Genomic DNA, 18305 nt, shown 5'->3' with positions numbered 1-18305 from the left:
ATTCAACATTAGGCCTAATGATTGATTTTATGTTGGTGATATTTCAGAAAAAACACACGATGTTAGTAGCTGCCTTGTGCTTTGCGCATCGGGTTGGGTGTGTTTTTTCTAAGGTATTACGTCTGTTTTTATCTAGTGCTTGCGGTAAATTAAGTGTTAACCGTAGGCAAGTCATTCATGCGAATCAACGCAATGGGGGTTTTACTTTGCTTGAGCTGTTGGTAGTGGTTGCATTGATGTCTGTGGTGGCGGTTGCTGCGGTGATGTCACTAGATAATGTGGATGATACTGCGGCTGTTCAAGTAGCGCGCAGCGAAATGGTTGAAATCAGCAAAGCATTAAAGCTGTTTAAGCGCGATGTTGGACATTTCCCTGATGCTGATGATGAGATTAAGTACGTGGGCACTCCAGACCCCATTGAAGAGATGAAATATGAGGCGGCTAAGTTAAATTTATTAAGAACTTGCCAAGCAACAGACATTGGAAAAGTGACGCTCGCTGAGCCTACTTATGATGTGCATTGTAAAGATTGGAATATAGACACTGCGCGTGGTTGGCATGGGCCGTATTTATCGCGTGATGGTAATACGGTGTTTGTGAATGACCCTTGGGGTAACGCCTATGTGTTGAGAGGCTCTAGTAGTGATATCCGCATCATCAGTTTTGGTGCAGATGGCGCTTATGGCGGAGACCATGCGGTTGTTGACCCTGTAGACATTTGTAAAGCGAACGATGCTTCAGCTTCAGGCAAGGATGATTTGGTGCTATGTCTACTTATGTAAATCTAATGTCATCAATGGGTGGCGCTGGATTGCTTGCTCACACTAGAGCCCTGATTGGAGCTAAGTTTAATCAATCTAGGTGTTTGAATAAGCAAAAGCCTTTTGTCGGTGGATTTTCACTGCTGGAACTTTTGGTGGTGGTCTCTCTGCTTGGTATGTTGGCACTTGCTACAACGGTGATGGTAGATAACACTGATGACCAACAGCGCTTTGAGTTAACACGCACACGTTTGCAGCAAATAAGAACGGCGATTATTGGTGATACATCGCGCACATTCAATGGTGAGCCTGTGTTAAGCGGGTTTGCCATAGATATGGGGCGCTTACCAACCAATATTAACGAGTTGGTTGAACTGCCCACTGGTGCTAATGTTTGGCAGGGTTTCCCTATCGCCACCTCTTCAGCATCGGCAGTTGGTGAAGTATATGCTGGGTGGCGTGGCCCTTACCTTGATGTGATGCCAAGTGCTGGTGCATCCGCTGTGCGTGCTTTTCGTGATGGATGGGCTAATGACGATGGCACTGATAATTTTGGTTGGGCTGTCGCTATCAGTGGTACATCACCCAACCATAGTGCGCTTAGTATTAAAAGTTATGGATCAGATGGTCCTACCGGGACAGGTACTAGTGTGTATGAGGAAGATTACCCAGCTTCTGGAAATTTAGTGGAGCCTAAAGACTGGCAAGTTGATTTTTCTGCGATAGATCCTGCTTTTAGAGTCACGATTAACGGACTGCTCAACCAAAATTTTCCTAACTTGCGTTTATATGTTTTCTTTATGAAAAGCAACGCGGCCTCTAGTTACTCTGAAGCGTTTGTGAGTAATGCAATGACTGCTGTTTCAGGCGTGCCTGCACAAGTGTTTGATGTGGCTCATGAGAGTGGTACCAGCGTACTACCTATCGGTAAGTTGGCTGCCGTTCTTGTGTGTGAAGATGGCCATATTTTCGATGGTAACTGTGATAGTGATGTTGATATTTCACCGTTCTACTTTCCTTTGTTACCACGTGCGTTTGCACCGCCAATTAATATTCAATGGAATATCCAATGAGTTTGAAAAGTATTGCTCAATTACTCCCTTTTTCTCGGCGCATATCTTCTGTTCTCGTCTGTGAGACCGATGGATTTACGTTGCGAGGGGCTATTGTCAGCCGTAGCGGTGATGGTTTGGTGGTGTCGTATTCGTCACGCTCGGAAGCGCTCGAGTTTAAAGATGCTGTTGCTGAAATTGTGACTAATGTAAAAGCACAGGGATGGCAGGGAAAAACAGCCATTTTACTCACCCCGGGCGCACTTTCTACATTGGTTGATCTTCCCGTTGCGCCAAATAGTAAGCGACCACCTGAGCAAATGCTGGAGCTGGTGCGTTGGGAGCTTGAGCCACTGCTAATGCAACATACGACCTTATGGTCTGTTGGTAGGATTTTAGTGGGGTTAGGGTATCTCACTGAAGCACAAGCAACAGAGGTGCTTGACCGCCAGCAAGGTCGTAAAGGCGTAGAAGATGCTTCTGCATTAGATGTATATTCTTTTAAACGCTATGGCGAAATGGCGATTGAAATGGGGTACATCACGCATCGCCAAATGGAAGAGTGTTTAACACGTCAGGCATGGCTACAAGGTAGTGGAGATGAAATTGCGTGTGGCTGGTCTGCACAGCCTGTTGCAAAAGGACAAACTACTGATGAAGGCCAATACCCTTGGCTGGTGTGCGGCATTAATCAAGGCATGATGCAACAGTGGTCTGCTGCCTTTGCAGAGAGTCACGTTATATTGCAGCGTGTTTACCCATTGGTTGGGTGTGCTGCAACGTCATTTGAGCTATCCGCGAGTGAAGCAGGTGATCAATTATTAATAGAGGCGCATGCTGGATTGGTTGCTGCTATTAGGGTTGTATCGGGTTCAGTTTCTGCTATTAATCTACAACAAAGTACGTTAAAAAATACCTTAGATGCATGTTTAGAGGCTTTTCATGTATTAACACCGCCAGATGTCAAAGCGATTTGGTTAGGTAGTGCGATTGGCGAATCTGATGGCCTTGAGATTAGCTTAACTAGCATGCTGGGTCGCCCGGTGAACCAACTAAGTTCGATTAGTAGTCAAGTGACCCCAGGCATGTTAGGGGCTGCGCGTCATTTACTAGAGATGGAAGGTGCAGCACGTTGTTGTGGTGTTTCTGTGTTAGGTCCTTCAGTGCCAATTTGGCAAAGTGTAGAAGCGCGTGCCATTGCAGCCGCGCTGTTATTGTTGCTAGGTGTTGGAGCAGCGGAAACAATACTGCAATTACGCCAAAACTTAGCCGAGCAAGCACATGAAGAAATAACAGCGCAGGCTGCAGTGATGGATGAGGCAGTTGGCCGTGTACAGGTACAAATTGATGCAATTAATAAATTAAAAGAGTCTTTAAAAGCTAAAAATGATGAGATAGATTTATTAAAAACACGCACTGATTTATTGGCTGTAGATGCACCTAAGCGTTCTGCCTTTTTGCAGGCTTTATTAATCGAACTAAGTAGTGTCACGCCAGATGACATGGTGCTTGAACGCATTGAAGAAACGCCTAGAGATGGATTTAGGTTTACAGCTTGGTCATTGAGTGAAAAGTCTGCACAACAGTTTGTAAAAAGCTTTCAGTCTGCAATGGATCCATATGGATTAAAAGTCGTAGAGGTTAGCGTTGGCAGTCAGGTAGGTAGGCTTGGTCTGACTGGATATATTTTGAGATTAAGGTTAGATAAACAACCAGCACCAACAGCAACTGATGTGGCTGTTGGTAAGACATAGTGCTTAGTCGCTCAAAATAACTTAAGTATAAAGATACTGGTATAAATAATGAATTTACGCAACATTTCCACACGCGAACAAATCCTGATTTTTGTGGTGGCACTCGTTTTTATTGGCGGTGGTTATGGGTTGTTACGTTATCGTCCAGCGTTAGCAGAGCTTGCCAAGTTGCAAGCTACTAATGTAGAAACGGCAGAGCGTACTAAAAAAGCTGTGATTCCAGATGAGCCAAATGATAACCCAGAGGAATTAGAGGCTGACATTGCCTATGCAGATAAAACATTAGAGACCATGAACGCAAGGTTTACTCAATTGGAACAGCGCTTAGCACCTGAAGAGTCTCAAGAGCTCAGGCTAAGTATTTCTAATTTAGCCAATAATGTTGGCGTGAGAATCCGCGAAAATATTCCTTACGTAATCCCTAGTGCTGCTGGTGTAAAAAGCCAAGCCTCACCAAAGGCTAATTTAACCAGACGTGCACAAAAGGCAGCAAGAAAAGCTGCTGGTGGAAGGCTTGGTGGAGTAGGTGCTGATGCTGTCATGGGCACTGCACCTTTGCCAGGAGAATTGAGCTATAGGTTAGTGAATGACTTGGATTCACCAAGACCATTTCAAAGAGTTAGTTTGGAGGGGAATTTTTATCAGCTACAACGCTTTATTGATGAGCTTGGTAAGTTGCCTTCAATGGTGACTGTGACACAAATTCAAGTAGAGCTCTCAGCACAAACCCCGCCTGCTGGTTATCCCCAGCCCCTATTAGTTACCATGATTTTAGCGCTTTGAAATTATAAATGTCGATTGCGATTGAACAACTGATTGATGCTGCTGTTAGGCAGCGTCTTATTGACGCGGAAATTTTGGCGCATTTGCGTACAGAGGCACGCCGCAAGCGTGTTGACTTGCTGGATGCAGTCACTGCACATTACCGGCTGCCAGTTTCTGCGTTTTATAGGGCAGTTGCTGAGCTAAGAGGTTTGCCATTTGTTGACCCAACTGGCACAACGCCTCCTCCTGATTTACTAAAAAAAATCCCGCAAGCATTGTTGAGACGTAAAGCAATCCTCCCATTATCAGAAAATACTGAGGGCATATTGCTTGCTGTTGCTGACCCAGACGATCGAGCAACCATCGATAGCATCCAACGTTTATTAGGGCGGAACGTACGTTTAGCTGTGGCGGATCCTAATACACTTAACGCGATGATTAGCCGTAGCTTAGCTGCTACTAGTCAGGGTCAAGCAGCCACTGCAGTATCTCAGGCTGCTGAGGTGGATTTAGTAGCTTTGTTGAATGATGTGTTAAAAGAAGCATTTTTGCGACGTGCCTCTGATGTACACATCGTTCAAGAAGAGTTTGGGCTGCGTGTGCGTTTGCGTGTAGATGGCGCACTTCAAGACTATAACTTAAATACTGATGGCAATAATACCGTGGCGAATGGTTTGATTTCACGGATTAAAGTACTGTCTAACTTAGATATTGCTGAACAGCGTGAGCCACAAGATGGCGGCATGTCGTATTACTTACCTCCACCTATAGACAGTGAGTTTAATATACGTGTTGCAACTGCACCTACGCGCTTGGGTGAGCGCGTTACTATGCGTATTTTAGGGCAAGAAGCACAGAATTTAACCTTAGAAAAATTAGGAATGTCTGCGGATGACTTGGTGATGTTTCGCCAAGCAATCCGTAAGCCTTTTGGCATGATATTGCTTACAGGACCTACAGGTAGCGGTAAGTCCACAACACTATTTGCAGCACTGCAAGAAATTAACTCCCCAGACCTGAATATTATGACGGTGGAAAACCCCATCGAGTATGTCATGGAGGGCGTTTCGCAAATACAAACGGGACCTAAGATTAGTTTTGCAGGGGCATTGCGTTCGCTGTTGCGTCATGACCCAGATGTATTGATGGTAGGTGAGATTAGAGATGAAGAAACTGCTGATGTTGCGCTAAAAGCAGCGATGACAGGACATTTAGTGTTTTCAACATTGCATACCAATACTGCTGCTGGCACGGTAGCGCGTTTGATTGATATTGGTTGCGAGCCATTTTTGATTGGTTCAACCATGAATGCAGTAATTGCCCAACGTTTGGTGCGTCGCTTATGTCCACATTGTAGGTTAGAGCGGACAGCAACTGAAGAAGAGCGCCATTTATTATGCGTGACGGAGAAAAAGGTCAACGTCTATGAGCCAAAGGGTTGTGCTTATTGCCAAGGGACTGGTTATCGTGGACGTCTAGGTCTATTTGAGACTTTATGGTTTGACGAAGAGTTAAGTAAGTTGGTTTCACGCAATTGCACTGAGGAGGAGTTGGTGTCGTGCGCAGGAAGTCGCTTGAGATCAATGTGGAACGATGGCTGTACTAAGGTTTTAAGTGGCGCCACCACATTAGCTGAAATACAAACCGTAGCGATTAAACGAGATTAACGATGCCTACGTTTAAATATATTGCGGTGGATGCAAAAGGTAAAGAGAGTAAAGGAGCTGTACAAGCGGCTGACTCTCGTTCTGCTATTGCACAATTACGGCAACAAAATTTATTTGTAGTAAAGATTGATGAAAGCGTATCAGCAGCATCTGCTGGCTCTGGTGGGTTATCTAAGGAAATAAGTTTTGCTGGTTTAAGTGATTTGCGTTCTGTGCCAACACGTGATTTGGTGTTCTTTTTTAAGCAGTTATCCTTTATGTTACGTGCGGGTTTGCCTGTTTTGCAAGCCTTGCAACTTTCGCATACGCAAGTGTCTGCTGGGCGCTTACGTAACGTGATTGGCCGAATGATTACAGATATTGAAACAGGTAGTCAGCTATCGCAGGCGATGGGTAAGCATCCTGGTGTGTTCCCGCTTATTGCTGTCAATTTAATGGTGGCTGGAGAATTTACCGGAGATATCGATGCAATTGCAGACCGTTTAGCAACCCATCTTGAAAAGCGTGTGGCACTAAAATCTCAAACGATTAACGCATTAATTTACCCAGGCGTGGTAGTGCTAGTGGCGTTGGGTGTTGTGACATTCTTGGTCGTTAAAATTATCCCAACATTTGCAAAATTCTTAGCTGGTAAGGGTAACGCTTTGCCACCATCTACACAGTTCTTAATCGATGCTTCAAATTTCGCATTGAAATATGGTCTACACATCATTGGAGTATTGGTTGCACTAGTGGTTGCAATTGTTATTACCTACAACACCCCCAATGGGCGCCTGAAAATTGACGGGTTTTTATTGCGAATTCCCATCATAGGTAAGTTGTTAACCTGCGGCGCAATTGCTGAATTGACTTGGTCACTTTCTATGATGCTACGAAGTGGTTTAACAGTGTTTGATGCCCTAAAAATCAGTGCAAATGTAATTGCAAACCGCTTGATTTCTACGAAACTAAAATCCGCCTCCGAAATGATTTTAACGGGTAAAGATATGGCATCTAGTATCCGTAACCCTGCCATTCCCGAGCTTGTCACGCAAATGGTCTCAATTGGTGAGCGCACCGGTACTTTAGATCATGTGTTAATGGAGTTAGGCGTTTTTTACGAGGCGCAGCTGCAGGTAGGTATTAAACGTTTAAGTGCGATGATCGAACCAGCCCTAATTTTGGTTATCGGTGGGATTGTTGGTTTTGTCTATTATGCATTTTTTCAAGCAATGTTTTCATTGGCGAAAGGCTAAGCTTATTTTGAAAATTGGTAACAATAACTTATCTCGATTAAGAGCATATTTATACAACTTATACAAACCATGTGTTTTTGCAGCAGTGTCGCTACTTACTGCCATGAATATAACGTTTTCTTATGCGGCTACAAGTAATTATCCTGAAAGTACTCAGTCAGGTGCATTACCGCAAAGAGATCCATTTACCACTAGCGACTTGATGTATTCAGAGGTAGGCAACCCTCAACGTGCAGGCGGTGCACAAGGGTTTGTGCCTGGGTATGGTCCGCAGACTGCACCCAAAATGCGCCTTAAAGGCTTTATGAATAGAGGTGCAAAAAAAATGGTTGCATTACTAGAAGTAGAGGGCGCGGGCGTCTACTTAGTCAGTGAAGGTGATGAAATCGGTTTACAGGCACTTGGTCAGAATTCAGTCATTAAGGTCGTTAAAATTGATATTAATGGCGTTAGAGTCCAAGCCGGTCGGGTGAATCAAGTGATTCTGGTTCGATGAGCACGTTAGTGATATACCAAATTTTGGACAAAATAAGTATGAATCAAATAATGCAATATAAAACTTTAGAGGCTGCGATGATTAGGTGTTTAAGCTTGCTCTTAAATGCAATGTTGTTAGGCATGATGTACATGTCGTATTTGTATGCTGCTGATGATACTGGGTTAGCCTTAACTGATTCTGAGAAGGTTGTTCCAGTGAACTCTTCAGCACTTAATTCACTTGTGCAATCTAGCAATAAGGTTGCTACAACTAAGAAAAGCTCTTCTTCAGGGGAGGATGCCATCATCAGTAAGCTTGAATTTAAGCAAGCTAATATTGTTGATGTAGTTCGTGCGCTTGCAGATATGTCGGGTTTGAATATTGTGGCTACTGAAGCTGCAACAAAAAAAGTAGTCACCGTGTTTTTGCAAAATATCTCAGTTAAAGATGCGCTAGATACTATTACTAAAAATAGTGGCCTTTGGTACAGGCAAGATAAAGTTAGCAAGACATTTAGAATTATGACTACTGATGAGTATCAGCGGGATGTTGTTGTATATAGAGAGGATACAACAAGAATCTTTAATCTATTGCATCCGAACCCAACAGAGGTTGCAACTGTTATTCGTGATATTTATAACCAACGCGTTATTGTTTCACAGTTATGTGATGCTGGAGCGGTAAGGAAATTAGGCGGCAGTAATACAGGCATTGCTGGCGGCCAGGGTGGTATTTCTGGTGTTGGGAATAGAGGCGCTACAGGGGGATTTAATGGTGGAATCAATCGGGGTGTAGGCAATCAGATTAACCGTAACAACTTAGGTCAGAATAATCGTAACCAAGGAATAAATAATCAATTTTCTAGCCGTGTAAATGAACAGTTGACACCTGATCAATTGCAAGCGCTTGAGGAGGTTACCGAGAATGGGAGCACCAATTTTGTTAGGTCAGAGGATTTAAATAAAGTTGGTAGTAGTGATCCTTTAATTTATTTGAGTGTAAATTGTGAGCATAATTTAATTATCTTACGCACTAGTGATAATGCTGCGATTAAAGATATAGAGCATCTGATTAAGGAAATGGATAGGCCTGTACCCCAAGTATTATTGGAAATGAAAATACTAGAATTAACAATGGGGGATAGTTTTGAGCAGTTGTTCGACTTAAATTATCAAGCTGGTACTACAACAAAAGGACCAGGTGTTTTTTCAACAGCGACACCAACTTTGCCTATAGGTACGCTAAGCAATCAAAATAATTTAACGCTTGGTGCGGGTTCACTTGTTTACCAATTCTTGAGCGACAAAATCAGCGCAAAAATACAGTTACTTGAAACAAAGAATAAAGTAAAAACAATTAGTTCTCCTGTTCTGTTGGCATCGAATAACCGTAAGTCAGAGTTGTTTGTAGGTACACAGAACTTAATCACAACTGGTTTTAATCCAGGCACAGTGGTAACACCAGCGAATGGTTCACCAGTAACCGTCGCACCTACTCCTATTACTGAATTACAGGATGTAGGGCCTAAGTTGACCATTACACCAAAGATTAACGCAGATAAAACAGTAACAATAGAAATTGATCAAGCTGTGACAAGTATCATTCGTGACTTATCTCAGGTTCTCGTGCCCGATGCGACAGGTAACCTTACACAGCAGTTTGTTGATGGTTTAAATGTTGCAACGATTAATGGGATTGTCACAGCTAAAGATGGACTGACTGTTGCGATTGGTGGGTTAATTAAAAACAGTGATAGTAAGGTTGATACAAGAGTGCCTGTATTTAGCAGTATCCCTTTGTTAGGAGAGCTTTTTAAAGGTAAAAAAGACGTGAGTAGCCGTACGGAAATGGTGCTACTGATTACGCCACATATTATTAGCACTGCTGCTGAGTCTGATGATATTACCCGAGATGTCGTGGAGCCAATGACCGAGCAAGCGTGGTAATGATGAACTTAACACAAAATTTGAAAGACAGAATATGAAATTAACTGGTTTGTTTTTGATCGTTTTATCAGTTTTTTTAACAGCTTGTGCTACAAATATTCCACAAGCAAAAAACTTTGAATCTATGGCACAAAGAAAAGCAATGGCGGTGCAACATTGGGGCATGATTGCTACCGATGCTGTTGAGAGGACTAAGTTAGCATTGGCGAAACAAGCACCTTTAGCTGGTAGCCCTTTATACGTTTCTGATAATAGCAATAGTGACTTTGGTCGCGCATTTCGAAAGTACATGATTGCCGGGTTGATTGATGCTGGTTATGCTGTCTCTGCAACAAAGGAGGGTGCAATTGAAGTTGGCTATGAGGCACAGGTGATTCGCCATGGATCATCTTTTGACCCTAAAACATTAGGCTATCAACCTGGAATGGCGACAGGCGGCGTTACGGGATTCTGGGTGCTACGTGATGCATTAAAATATGGCAGTAGCACAGCATTTGCTGTTGGTTCAGTTGCAGTAGCTGGTGCGTATGATGGATATAAAGCAGTTAATCCAGGGGAAACTGGTGTTGAGTTACTAGTTTCAACCTCAATTATTCATAATAGTCGATATGTCATGCTTAATGCGGATGCCTATTACATAGAAAAAGATGAGGCTTGGTTGTTTGAGGGCTGTAAGGGAAAAAGTCGGAGAATATGCCGTTAGTGGGCTGATAACGTAGATTTTGTAGCGTGAGTGTTTTACTTATGACTTCTATCATATAAATATTATAGTAATGTCAATCATCCAAATGGCTAGGTGCTAATTTCCTCAAAAGTTAATAGTATTTAACATTGTTTATATTGTAGTAGTCGACTTATACTAAGTACCATATGCATATTCATAGCATAATATAGTCAAAGTTGATTCTAAGAAGGTAAATCGATGCGTCAGGATGATGTGAGCCAGTTAGCTAATGAAGATGTTGTTGATACTCTATTAGAGAGTTTGCTTTTGGTTTGTCGTCTGCATGGCGTAGCGACATCTCGTGATGCACTTGTCGCTGGATTGCCATTGCGTGATGGAAAAATGACGCCAGCATTAGTCAAACGGTCAGCTAGTCGTGTGCATTTAGCAACCACCATTTTAAAAAAATCACTAGATAAAACTAGGCAAGAGTTCTTACCGGCGATTTTGTTACTAAAAGACGATGAAGCTTGCGTCATTACCAACATTAATCTTGAAGCTAAATTAGTTGGTGTCATTTATCCTGAGTTAGGTGATGCCGAAGTTTCAGTGCCATTAGAAGACTTAATGGCGAGAAGTGCGGGCTACTTTATTGTTGCTAAGCTCAGGTTTACTTTTGACCAGCGTGCGCCTAGTGTTGGTGAGGTTTCCGTGCGGCATTGGTTTTGGGGTTCTTTAGCCGAAAATAGCCGTATTTACCGAGATATTATGGTGGCAGCATTTGTTGTGAATGTGTTTGCATTAGCGATGCCTTTGTTCACCATGAATGTTTATGATCGCGTGTTACCTAATCAGGCAACAGAAACCTTGTGGGTATTATCACTAGGTGTGTCTTTGATATTTATTGGTGATCTAATCCTGCGTACGATGCGTGGTTACTTTCTTGATTGGGCGAGTACTAGAATTGACATCAAGCTCACCGCACGTATCATGGAGCAGGTGTTGGGCATTCGTTTAGAGCAACGACCAAACTCCGTCGGGTCTTTTGCTTCCAATTTGCGTTCGTTTGAAACGGTACGCGATTTTATTACTTCAGCAACCATTACTACCCTGATAGACATTCCGTTTGCACTGATTTTTATTGGTGTGATTGCATGGATTGCTTGGCCGATGATTATTCCGGTGTTGTTAGGGGCGGTAGTTATTCTTATCTATTCATTTAGCGTGCAAACCAAAATGCATGATTTGTCAGAAACCATGTATCGCGCCAGTGCAATCAGAAATGCTACATTGATTGAGAGTTTAGTCGGATTAGAAACGGTGAAGGCGTTAGGTATTGAGGGGCAAATGCAACGCAAGTGGGAGCATAGTGCACATTTTCTGACAGAGGTTTCTAGTAAGTTACGTTTGTTATCGTCATCCATTAATAATGGTGCAACCACGATGCAGCAGTTAATTGCTGTCAGTTTGGTGATTCTTGGTGTTTATCTGGTGATTAACGGTGAATTGACCATGGGTGGTTTAATTGCTTGTACGATGCTTGCTTCGCGCGCATTAGTGCCTATTGCACAAACTGCTGGATTACTGACGCAGTACCATAATGCAGCAACGTCTCTCAATTCTCTTGATGAAATTATGCAAAGGCCAGTGGAGCGTCCGGCAGATAGTACGTTTCTATCTAGGCCCATTTTTAACGGAGATATTGAGTTTAGAGAAGTATCTTTCAGTTACCCTGGCGCTGAGACCAATGCGCTCACTAAAGTGTCTTTTAAAATTAAAGCAGGGGAACATGTTGCGATACTTGGACGCATGGGTTCAGGTAAGTCAACGATACATAAATTGATTCTTGGCCTTTATCAACCGACAGAAGGTGCAGTACTGATTGATGGTATCGATGCGCGACAAATTGACCCTGCAGAATTACGTCGCAGTGTTGGCTATGTGCAGCAAGATACACAGTTATTTTATGGCTCGATGCGCGATAATTTAACGATTTCTGCCCCACATGTGGATGATGCTGCTGTGATTGCAGCTGCACGGGTTGGTGGTATTGATGAATTCGTAAACTCACACCCCAAAGGTTTTGATATGCTGATTGGCGAGCGTGGTGAAACATTGTCTGGAGGACAGCGTCAAGGCGTTGGTGTCGCGCGTGCTTTCATTAACAAACCTACCATATTGTTATTAGATGAGCCTACCAGTGCGATGGATCACTCTGGCGAGGATGCAATTAGGACTCGTTTGGTTGAGAATACCCAAAACAAAACATTGTTGTTAATTTCACACAGATCATCTCTTTATGCTTTAGTGAATAGAATTATCGTGATTGATTCAGGCAGAATTGTTGCAGATGGCCCGAAAGAGCAAGTGACAGATGCATTGAGAAATGGCAAGATAGGTAAAGCGCTATGAGTGAAAATCTGTTCAAAAAGCTAGAAACAATTAACCAATTTCTTAAAAGTCAGTCGTGGTTAACTAAGCCTATTTATTACTTTTTGGATAAATGGACGCCGACTGAAACTAAAGAAGATTTGCCATGGTATGAAGAATCCGACTTAGTCATTCTTGAGCAAACGCCAGTGAGGGCTAGGTTGTTGCTGTATACAATTGCAGTGACAATGTTGTTGTTAGTCTTATGGGCTTTCTTTGCTAAGGTTGATGAAGTTGTGCGTGGTGATGGGCGTGTTATTCCATCTAAACAGGTACAAGTGATTCAATCACTCGACGGCGGGATCGTTTCAGAGATTCTAGTGAGCGAGGGTGAGTCTGTCGCTGTGGGAACCCCGCTGATTCGCATTGATGAGACACGTGCAATATCTTCATTGAGAGAGAATCAGTCACAATATTTAGCTTACTTAGCTAAACAATATCGGCTCAGGGCTTTAGCTGAAGGGACAAGCTTTAATCCGCCTGACGAGGTGCGTAAAGAGGTGCCAGAGACATACGATCAAGAATACGCACTTTATAATTCAAGCAAGGAAGAGTTGCAGTCCGCAATTGAGATTGCGCGTGATCAGGTGGTTCAGCGTGAGAAAGAGCTGCTTGAAGTGCAGTTTCGAAAAGAAATTGCCGAAAAAAATTATGAATCAGCAAAGAAAGAGCTGGCTGCTAATAAACCTTTGTTATCCAGTGGCGCTGTCTCTGAGATTGATATACTGAAACTAGAGCGAGAAACTAATAAAGCTAAAGGTGATATTGATCAAGCGCGTGCTCAGATTAGTCGAATCGAGAGCTCTATTGGTGAGGCAAGGCGTAAAGTTTCAGAGGTACAGCAAACCTTTCAGAGTAAAGTGCGTACTGAATTAAACGACATTACTGCACGTTTGAATAGTGTCTCTGAAGTGAGTGTTTCATTGAAAGACAAAGTGAATCAGTCCACGTTGAAGTCGCCTGTCAATGGTAAGGTAAGCCGTCTTTTCTACAACACGGTTGGTGGCGTAATTCAGCCAGGTAAAGAGGTACTTGAGGTTGTGCCGACTGATGATGCTTTAATATTGGAAACCAAAATCCAAATTAGAGATATTGCTTTTATTAGTTTATTACAGCCTGCTGTTGTTAAGTTGACTGCATATGACTACACGGTCTATGGTGCATTGGATGCCATCGTAGAAAATATTGCGCCAGATTCTATTGTCGATGAAAAAGGTAATGCTTATTATATTGTACGTGTGCGCACGCTTAAATCTAACTTAGGTACAGGGCTGCCGATTATTCCTGGCATGGTGGCACAGGTTGATATTATGACTGGTAAAAAAACCATACTTTCTTATTTATTAAAACCAGTTTTAAAAGCGAAGTCTTACGCTTTCAGTGAGAGATAGATGCAGGATATATTTGTTAGTACCTTACCTGAACGTCTCAGTCATTGGGTTGATGCTTTTCCAGAATCAAAAATAGTCGCAGACCTTTCAAATATTCCTAAGAAACTTGATAGCGCTACTGCTGACAATGGCGAGTTGGTATTTTGGTTACATGTTAATGAAGAAAACCCCAGCCGATTAAGTGCTACGGTGACCAATATTATTAATCAGTTTAAATTCGCAAAAATTGTTGTGCTTGCCAATACACCTAATCAGGCCGACTGTTTTGCTGCATTAAGCGCTGGTGCTGTTGGATATGCACACGCGTATTCACCAGCTGCAATGTTGAACGAAATTAAAACAGTGATCGGGCACGGTGGTTTATGGTTGGGGCAAGAGTTGCTTCAGCGATTAATAGAAACATCCACTAAGTTAGCGGGTAATCAGCCAGACTATGTGGATGGATTACTTGCCCAATTAACGAGCCGAGAAAGAGATGTGGCTGTCGAGGTGGCCAAGGGGTTGAGCAACAAAGAGGTGGCAAGAGTACTTAATATTACAGAACGTACAGTGAAGGCGCATTTAGCTGCAACCTTTGAGCGTTTAGGCGCTAAAGATCGGTTGCAGTTGGCATTGATGCTCAATAAGCGCTAATTGCTCAAATTCGTATTTTTAAGGGCTTTAAATACTCTTGGACAAATTAGCGCTAATGGTTTTATTGTCAGATAGTCTAGGTTTTATGGGGCTAAAGTGAAATACCTGGTCCAGTCATTCCATCAATTCCAATTAATTTTAGTGTACTAATCTCATCATCATTTTGCACGCCTTCGGCAATTGCAATTACTCCTATCGAATGTGCAATCATGCATAAGCCTCTGAGTAGTGTTTTATTAGCTTCGTTCTTATTGATGTCGCGAATAACTGAAGCGTCAATTTTAATATAGTCTAAGCCAATATCATGTAACTCGCCTAAGCGTGAGATACGTGTGCCCACGTGCTCGATACCCACTTTGCATCCCAATGCTTTAACTGCAATGCAGAATTGACGGAACTCTGGAAAATGATCAAAAGCACTTTGTTCCGGAACTTCAAAATAAAGTTTATTAGCGACTTGCGCTTGATTCTTAATACTTGCCATTGCTATGTCAATAAATGCAGGGTTGCAAATTGCACTGGCTGATATGTTTAGCCCAATCGGCATTGCACCATTAGCGAGTGAGTTGATAGCAGTTTGTAATACGAGTTCATCTACACGATTAATTAAATTTAGCTTATCTGCCCATGTAATGAACTCACCTGCACAAAACCATTTTCCATCAGTTGCAAGTTGTAACCTTACTGGGGATTCGTAGTGGATTAATTCACCGACTTGATTAATGACTGGGTAGCTTTCAAGCTTGATTCTATTGTGATCTAAAGCTGAAGTGAGTAAGTTCTTCCACTCTTGTAGATTGTGATCTTGATATTGATGAAGTTCGCCAGAGTTAATGACATGTAAACTGTTGCTACTTTCATTGCCGATGTCGTCTAGTACGTGGTGTACTGAGTTGATGATGTTTTCGGCAGTGTCTGACTTGGTTACGCGCGTTGATATAGTAAGAAAATTGACTAAAATATCTTGTCCAGTGATGTTGCTTACTTTTTCAAATGCGCTGTTAATGGTGGTGCCTAGGCTGTAGCAGTCTGCTGGTTGGTTAGAAAATACTGAAAAGTCAGCGCCACTCAGTCGGCCAGCAGAAAGCGCCGGGCCTTGATTGCAAAGGTGTTGTAGCATATCACCTATCGTTTTTAGAAGTTGATTGGTTTCTTTGTAGCCTAGTTTTTGATCGATTTCTGCAATGTTAAGAATTCTGGTGATGACCATCACACCTTCATTAAAATACTCCTCATGGCTGATGCTAGCATTCACTTTTTTAACAAAGTAATCATGGTTCATTAGGCCTGTGACATGATCAAAGTTATTATCAAACCTGAGCTGATCAAGTCTTGCAGACTCTTCACTGACTGTTTTTTTAACTCTGTTTGAGAGTGTGTTCATTGCATTGACGACAGCCTTAAACTCTTTAGTTTTTGGTACTTTAATCATAATGAACTTACTGTCACCAATCGCCTTTGCTTGGTCTACCACCTCATCAAGTGGTTTGAGTATTTTTTTCAATAATTGCCCAGCTAAATAGCAACTGATGAGGCCAATCAATAACACCCATAATGCAATTTGTATGGTGGCATCCCAGAGTTTGTTATAGGCAAATGAAGTGTTGCTTTCAACTTTTAAGGTACCAAATTGTGACCAGCCTTCCTGTATTTCAGCAACACCAGCATCTACTTGTAAAGGGATTGCATTGACAAACCATTGAGGTGCATAGGTTTTGTTGGATTTGTTAATACGCTCACTGAGTACTTTTCCATTGGTGTCTGTTAGTGCGATGTGTTGGTAATAACCAGAATCAAATTGCGCTGAGAGCAATAAGTCTAGTGTCACTGGGTCTTTAGGTAATTGAGTCATCGATAAAGCAAGCGTCACTGCATTATCATTGTTTTTCATCTGCAATTGTTTTTCTAGATATTGCTTGCCAGACAAGGTACTTAAAATAAAACTACCGCTAGAAGCCAACGCTAGAATTAGAATAATAGCTAACCATAATTGCTTAATTAGTGACATAAATTCATCCTTACTTTCATTTATTCAATTCCATCCGCACGCATACGTGCCAATACATCACGCCATCTTGATAGGTTTGATAGTGAGTCAGATTTTGGTTTAGTGCTATTACCAACCCAAAGCCCCTTATCGTTAAAGCTAAATACCGGTGACAAATCTCTTCTGCTAGATGCTGGTGATATCTGAGGTATCAGGTTATCCAAAATAAGTGGTTCTGATTGAGGTGTCGCATAATAGCTCAGCACCATGTGCGCTTTAATGACTTTTCTATTGTTTTCTAAAAGCTCTGCCCTTACATAGGTGAGTCTTAACTTATCATTGGGAATATTAACTGCCTTCAAAAATACATATTTAGCAATACTAAAGTCTTCACAGTCTCCGGCGTGTAAGCCTATCAGTTCAAGTGGTGTTGCCCAGTAGTCTGATTGGCCCCAAACATGAATGTCGTCTGCAAACATGACTTTTTGGTTGAAGAAACTATTAATTTGCGACAGTTTCTCTGAGTCGGTTGAGTTTTTTAGATTTGTGATGAGTTGTTGAAGCTCGAGGAAGTCATTATGTGCTTCATCCCCATATTTCTGTTTGGCTAATGTTGCTAGTTTGTTAGCGTCATAGCCTTCTGCTGCGAGATAGCTAAAAAATAATGACAAAAACATCATGATCACAAGGGTGCATAATCGCAACTTTTGTGTGTTCAATGTTTTGTTAAGGATAGTTGCCACTCATGCTCCAAAATTTAATGTCATATTGACATTAATGCCCTGAAATATCATACCTTAACTAAACTCGATTTTTGAAAATTTATAGGTGGCTTAATACTGTTCTAGCCCGATTAACGCTTTATTGGCCATCAGTACAATATGCTTTAATTATATTAGGGTATTTAATGCTAAGTAATTCATAAAAGTTTAACCGTAACATCTAATATTTCTTAGGATATTAACATGGCATTAATCGGCAAAATCATCGCAATGACAGGTACAGCGTCATTGATTTCAAATAATGGTAATCAACGTGATTTGAAACTAGGTGACAACATTCAGACTGCAGACACGATCAAAACAGGTGCTGGTGTTGAGGTTGATTTGCAGTTAGCCAATGGTCAGGTGATCCACATTGGCGCTGAGCAGTTAATTGCTTTTGCTGATGAACTTGTAGATGCATTTATTCCTGCTTCGTTAGATGCTTCGGTGGATGTTGCGACGATAGATACTGTTGTTAAAGCGATAGAAGACGGTAAAGATATTAGTGAGGTGTTAGAGGAGACTGCCGCAGGTCCTGGTGGATCTTCTAATAGTTATGGTTTTAGCTTTGTTGACCTCGTCAGAATTAACGATGACCTTAACAATTTTAGATTTGCTTATGAGTTTGGTTCTGTGACGCCTGGTGATACGGCGGTGTCGGGCAATAGTTTTGCAGATGTGATTAATCAGGAAGATGCTGCTGAAATAGCTACCGACAGCAGCCCAGTGGCGGTGAACGACAGCGCCAGCATCACAGAAGACGCCGCCCCGAACACGG

15 protein-coding genes are annotated in these 18305 nt (G+C 42.2%); 13 read left to right on the top strand and 2 right to left on the bottom strand.

The features are described 5' to 3' along the window. Window positions 1–29: 29 nt before the first annotated feature. The 12 genes from A391_RS0110080 to A391_RS0110025 all read left to right on the top strand — a co-directional run bounded on the left by A391_RS0110080 (window position 30) and on the right by A391_RS0110025 (window position 14776). Entirely contained in the window at window positions 30–782 is a 753-nt protein-coding gene (locus A391_RS0110080) for a type II secretion system protein GspG (RefSeq protein ID WP_198291936.1), read from the top strand. Then, window positions 767–1834: a prepilin-type N-terminal cleavage/methylation domain-containing protein gene (locus A391_RS0110075; protein ID WP_019899142.1), complete on the top strand. Its 1068-nt coding sequence runs from the start codon at window positions 767–769 to the stop codon at window positions 1832–1834. Before A391_RS0110080 ends, A391_RS0110075 begins: the two co-directional genes overlap by 16 nt. Further along, window positions 1831–3567, top strand: coding sequence for a hypothetical protein (locus A391_RS0110070; RefSeq protein ID WP_019899141.1), 1737 nt, complete (start codon window positions 1831–1833; stop codon window positions 3565–3567). The genes A391_RS0110075 and A391_RS0110070 overlap by 4 nt, the downstream gene beginning before the upstream one ends. 48 nt (window positions 3568–3615) lie before the next feature. After that, a complete protein-coding gene (locus A391_RS0110065) occupies window positions 3616–4350 on the top strand; it encodes a hypothetical protein (protein ID WP_019899139.1) in 735 nt (244 codons plus the stop codon). An 8-nt stretch (window positions 4351–4358) separates the two neighbouring features. Next, complete coding sequence (locus A391_RS0110060) at window positions 4359–5999, top strand: GspE/PulE family protein (protein ID WP_019899138.1); 1641 nt, start codon at window positions 4359–4361, stop codon at window positions 5997–5999. 2 nt (window positions 6000–6001) lie between these two features. Then, the gene (locus tag A391_RS0110055; RefSeq protein WP_019899137.1) at window positions 6002–7234 is read left to right on the top strand and encodes a type II secretion system F family protein; all 1233 of its coding nucleotides are present in this window, start codon (window positions 6002–6004) and stop codon (window positions 7232–7234) included. Between the two features lie 7 nt (window positions 7235–7241). Beyond that, entirely contained in the window at window positions 7242–7730 is a 489-nt protein-coding gene (locus A391_RS14190; protein WP_019899136.1) for a hypothetical protein, read from the top strand. 50 nt (window positions 7731–7780) lie between these two features. Then, window positions 7781–9658, top strand: coding sequence for a type II secretion system protein GspD (locus A391_RS0110045; protein WP_157261348.1), 1878 nt, complete (start codon window positions 7781–7783; stop codon window positions 9656–9658). 34 nt (window positions 9659–9692) lie between these two features. Next, on the top strand, window positions 9693–10361 hold the full coding sequence (locus tag A391_RS0110040) for a hypothetical protein (RefSeq protein ID WP_019899134.1): 669 nt from the start codon (window positions 9693–9695) through the stop codon (window positions 10359–10361). Window positions 10362–10580: 219 nt separating this feature from the next. Next, window positions 10581–12734 (top strand): type I secretion system permease/ATPase, encoded by a 2154-nt coding sequence (locus A391_RS0110035; protein WP_019899133.1) that lies wholly within the window; start codon window positions 10581–10583, stop codon window positions 12732–12734. Further along, the gene (locus tag A391_RS0110030) at window positions 12731–14143 is read left to right on the top strand and encodes an HlyD family type I secretion periplasmic adaptor subunit (RefSeq protein WP_019899132.1); all 1413 of its coding nucleotides are present in this window, start codon (window positions 12731–12733) and stop codon (window positions 14141–14143) included. The genes A391_RS0110035 and A391_RS0110030 overlap by 4 nt, the downstream gene beginning before the upstream one ends. Continuing rightward, a complete protein-coding gene (locus tag A391_RS0110025; RefSeq protein ID WP_019899131.1) occupies window positions 14144–14776 on the top strand; it encodes a response regulator transcription factor in 633 nt (210 codons plus the stop codon). 91 nt (window positions 14777–14867) lie between these two features. Here A391_RS0110025 and A391_RS0110020 read toward each other — a convergent pair whose 3' ends face one another. Continuing rightward, window positions 14868–16784 carry a bifunctional diguanylate cyclase/phosphodiesterase gene (locus A391_RS0110020; RefSeq protein ID WP_019899130.1) on the bottom strand — a complete coding sequence of 639 codons (1917 nt, stop codon included), beginning with the start codon at window positions 16782–16784 and terminating at the stop codon, window positions 14868–14870. Window positions 16785–16804: 20 nt separating this feature from the next. After that, window positions 16805–17506 carry a transglutaminase-like cysteine peptidase gene (locus A391_RS0110015; protein ID WP_019899129.1) on the bottom strand — a complete coding sequence of 234 codons (702 nt, stop codon included), beginning with the start codon at window positions 17504–17506 and terminating at the stop codon, window positions 16805–16807. A 222-nt stretch (window positions 17507–17728) separates the two neighbouring features. Here A391_RS0110015 and A391_RS13935 point away from each other — a divergent pair. Then, window positions 17729–18305: retention module-containing protein (locus tag A391_RS13935; RefSeq protein ID WP_036316773.1), on the top strand; the 577-nt coding region annotated here is incomplete at its 3' end.

It is taken from the genome of Methylotenera mobilis 13, from assembly GCF_000384255.1.
GTDB classification, from domain to species: Bacteria; Pseudomonadota; Gammaproteobacteria; order Burkholderiales; family Methylophilaceae; genus Methylotenera; species Methylotenera mobilis_B.
The sequence above is the reverse complement of the archived record's forward strand: the minus strand, read 5'-3'. Positions and strand labels throughout refer to the sequence as shown.